This is a genomic window from Nguyenibacter vanlangensis (assembly GCF_013376155.1).
Lineage (GTDB): Bacteria > Pseudomonadota > Alphaproteobacteria > Acetobacterales > Acetobacteraceae > Gluconacetobacter > Gluconacetobacter vanlangensis.
Genome location: NZ_JABXXP010000279.1, coordinates 1 through 3,648, shown reverse-complemented (window position 1 = coordinate 3,648; position 3,648 = coordinate 1). Strand labels below are relative to the sequence as shown.

The following is a 3,648-nucleotide window of genomic DNA, read 5'->3' as shown; positions in this document are numbered from 1 at the left end:
CCCGCGTGCGGGCCAACAGCCTGCATGCCCGCCCGCATTGACGCCGCCCGGCGGGGCCGTCTTCCGGACGGCCCCGCCAAGGCCCGGCCGTCCCACCTGTCCTCCCGCTTTTAATGCCCTGCCTGCTTGCCGGAATTGCGCCCGATGAATGCTGCCCGGACTGACGGTGCCGATATTCTCCCCCCGGAAACCGAAGATCTTCTCCAGGGACTCAGCTCCGATCCTTTCGCCATCCTCGGGCGACATCCCGCCGGACGGAACGACATCATCCGCGCCTTCTGCCCCGACGCGCGCGCCGTGCGCCTGGTGGTGATCCGCCCGCGCTCGGCCCCCGTCGAGCGGGTGATGCGCCTGGTCGACGAACGCGGCCTGTATGTCGGCACCGTGCCGGCGGGCGCGCGCTACCGGCTCAAGATCGGCTGGGCCGACACGTGGGAGGAAACCGAGGACCCGTACAGCTTCGGCCTGCTGCTGGGCGATCTCGACCTGCATCTCCTCACCCAGGGCCGGCACCAGGATATCGACCGCGTCATGGGCGCGCAGGCGATGGAAATCGACGGCGTCGCCGGCGTGCGCTTCGCGGTGTGGGCGCCGAACGCCTACCGGGTCTCGGTCATCGGCGATTTCAATGTCTGGGACGGGCGGCGCCATCCGATGCGCCTGCGCCATGCCGCCGGGATCTGGGAGGTATTCATCCCCCGCATCGGCCCCGGCGAACGCTATAAGTATGAAATCCTCGACGCCAACCGCCGGCTCCAGCCACCCAAGGCCGACCCGATCGCCCTGTCGGCCGAAATGCCCCCGGCCACCGCCTCGGTGGTGGCCGATCCGACCCCCTTCGTCTGGAACGACGACGCATGGATGGCCACCCGGCAAGAGCGCCAGGGCCCATCCGCCCCGCTGTCGATCTACGAGGTCCACCTGGCGTCATGGCGCCGCCCCGACGGCGACCCCCAGGGCATCCTGCACTGGGGTCAGTTGGAACAGACCCTGATCCCCTATGTCGTCGATCTGGGCTTCAGCCACATCGAGCTGATGCCCATCATGGAACATCCCTTCGACGGCTCCTGGGGGTACCAGACGCTGGGCCTCTATGCGCCCTCGGCGCGCTTCGGCACGCCCGCGCAATTCGCCCATTTCGTCGATGAATGCCACCGCGCCGGGCTGGGCGTGATCCTCGACTGGGTGCCGGCGCATTTCCCGGCCGACGTGCATGGCCTGGCCCGCTTCGACGGCACCTGCCTGTACGAGCACGAGGACAAGCGCGAGGGGTTTCATCCCGACTGGCATACGCTGATCTATAATTTCGGCCGGCATGAAATCCGCGGCTTCCTGATCGGCAGCGCGCTGACCTGGCTGCGGCGCTACCATGTCGACGGGCTGCGGGTCGATGCCGTCGCCTCCATGCTCTATCGCGACTACAGCCGCGCCGAAGGCGAATGGATCGCCAACGTCCATGGCGGGCGCGAGAATCTCGAAGCCATCGCTTTTCTGCGCGACCTCAACCTCACGGTGGCCGAACTCTGCCCGACCGCGATCATGGTGGCCGAGGAATCGACCGCCTGGCCGGGGGTCAGCCAGCCGGTGGCCGACGGCGGGCTCGGCTTCTCCTATAAATGGAACATGGGCTGGATGCACGACACGCTGCAATACATGTCGCGTGATCCGCTGTGGCGCCGCTACCACCATTCCGAAATCATGTTCGGCCTCTACTACGCCTTTTCGGAACATTTCATCCTGCCCCTGTCCCATGACGAGGTCGTGCACGGCAAGGGCGCGCTGATCGCGCGCATGCCCGGCGACGAATGGCGCCGCCATGCCGGGCTGCGCGCCTACTACGCCTTCATGTGGGCCCATCCGGGCAAGAAGCTGCTGTTCATGGGCGGCGAATTCGCCCAGCCCCATGAATGGCAGTCCGACGGCCAACTCGCCTGGTACATGCTCGACTACCCCTTCGCCCGCGGGGTGCAGGTGCTGGTGCGCGACCTCAACCGGCTCTATGCGACCCATGCCGCCCTGCACCGCGCCGATGCCACCTATCACGGCTTCGCCTGGATCATCGGCGACGACACCGACAATGCGGTCTTCGCCTGGCTGCGCATGGCGCCCGACGTGCCGCCGGTGCTGGTGGTCTGCAACATGACGCCCGTCCCCCGGCCGGATTACCGCATCGGCGTGCCCTGGGCCGGCTGGTGGCGCGAACTGCTCAACACCGACGCGCAGGATTACGAGGGGTCGGGCGTGGGCAATGGCGGCGGCGTCATGGCGCAGGACCAGCGGTCGCACGGCTACCCCCATTCCTGCGTGCTGACCCTGCCGCCGCTCGCGGTCCTCTACCTGACGCCCGAGGGGGGCTAGGCATGATGCGCTTCCCCGCCCGGCTGATGCGGGGCGCCAGCGCGCCGCTGGGCGCCACATGGGACGGATTGGGCGTCAATTTCGCGGTTTTCTCGGCCAACGCGCTGCGCATCGACCTGTGCATCTTCGACCCGTCGGGCCGGCGCGAGATCGCGCGGTTCGAACTGCCCGAACGCACCGACGAGGTCTGGCACGGCTACCTGCCCGACGCGCGCCCCGGCCTGCTCTACGGCTATCGCGCCTACGGCCCGTACGAACCGCTGCGCGGCCATCGCTTCAACCCGCATAAATTGCTGGTCGATCCCTACGCCCGCGCCCTGCAGGGGCAGCTCAGATGGTCGGACTCGCTGTTCGGCTACCGCATCAGCTCGCCGCGCGGCGACCTGTCGATCGACCGGCGCGACAGCGCCCCCGGCGTACCCAAAAGCGTGGTCACCAACGAGGCCTTCAACTGGGGCGACGACCGCCTGCCGCGCATCCCGTGGGAGCGCACGGTGATCATGGAGGCCCATCTGCGCGGCCTGTCCATGCGCCGCAGCGAACTCACCCCGGTCGAACGCGGCACCTTCCGCGCCCTGGCCGACCCGCTGCTGATCGACCACCTGCTGCGGCTGGGCATCACCACGCTCGAACTCATGCCGATCCAGGCCTTCGTCAAGGACCGGTTCCTGCTCGAACGCGGCCTGACCAATTACTGGGGCTACAACACGCTCGCCTTCTTCGCGCCGCACGCGGCCTACCTGGCCGAAGGCTCGCCGCACGAGGTCCGCACCGCGATCCGCCGCCTGCATGCCGCCGGGATCGAGGTGATCCTGGACGTCGTCTACAACCATACGTGCGAAGGCAGCGAACTCGGCCCCACGCTCTGCTATCGCGGCCTGGACAATGCCAGCTATTACCGCCTGGTGCCCGAGGACGAGCGGCACATGATCAACGACACGGGCTGCGGCAACACGCTCAATCTGTCGCATCCGCGCGTGCTGCAGATGGTCATGGACTCGCTGCGCCACTGGGCGGTCGATTTCCATGTCGACGGATTCCGCTTCGACCTGTGTTCGACCCTGGGGCGCGAAAGCTACGGCTTCGACCAGAATTGCGGCTTCTTCGACGTGCTGCGCCAGGACCCGGTGCTGTCCAACCTCAAGCTGATCGCCGAACCCTGGGACCCCGGGCCCGGCGGCTACCAGCTCGGCAACCATCCGCCCGGCTTCGCCGAGTGGAACGACCGGTTCCGCGACACGGTGCGCCGCTTCTGGCGTGGCGACGGGCTGCAGCGCGGCGACCTCGCCG

2 protein-coding genes are annotated in these 3,648 nt (G+C 68.0%); both read left to right on the top strand.

The window, feature by feature from the left end:
• Positions 1 to 144 precede the first annotated feature (144 nt).
• Positions 145 to 2,358, top strand: coding sequence for a 1,4-alpha-glucan branching protein GlgB (gene glgB / locus HUK84_RS12350; protein WP_176640560.1), 2,214 nt, complete (start codon positions 145 to 147; stop codon positions 2,356 to 2,358).
• A 2-nt stretch (positions 2,359 to 2,360) separates the two neighbouring features.
• Positions 2,361 to 3,648: glycogen debranching protein GlgX (gene glgX, locus HUK84_RS12345; protein WP_176640559.1), on the top strand; the 1,288-nt coding region annotated here is incomplete at its 3' end.